1 protein-coding gene is annotated in these 332 nt (G+C 65.7%); it reads right to left on the reverse strand.

What is annotated here, in order from left to right; translation table 11 throughout:
• The coding region (locus tag C6558_RS39405) for an adenylosuccinate synthetase (protein ID WP_199197164.1) at positions 1 to 332 on the reverse strand (332 nt) is incomplete at both ends.

Consider the following 332-nt stretch of genomic DNA (forward strand, 5'->3'; position numbering starts at 1 on the left):
CAGGCGATCGACCTTGGCCGGCAGGGTTTCGAGATCGGCAAGGTCCATCACGCGGATCGCACGACGGCCGACCTTGTCTTCATAGGCCGGGCCGATGCCGCGGCGGGTGGTGCCGATCTTGGTGCCGTTGTTGGAGGCAGCGTCTTCGCGGAAGCCGTCGAGTTCGCGGTGCAGCGAAAGAATGAGCGTGGCGTTGTCGGCAACACGCAGGTTCTCCGGGGTGATCGTCACGCCCTGCTTGCCGAGCTTGTCGATTTCAGCGATCAGCGCATGCGGGTCGATGACCACGCCGTTGCCGATGACGGCGAGCTTGCCGGGACGCACGACGCCGG

Origin of the sequence: Ensifer sp. NM-2 (assembly GCF_003024455.1) — a bacterium.
Classification (GTDB): domain Bacteria; phylum Pseudomonadota; class Alphaproteobacteria; order Rhizobiales; family Rhizobiaceae; genus Ensifer; species Ensifer canadensis.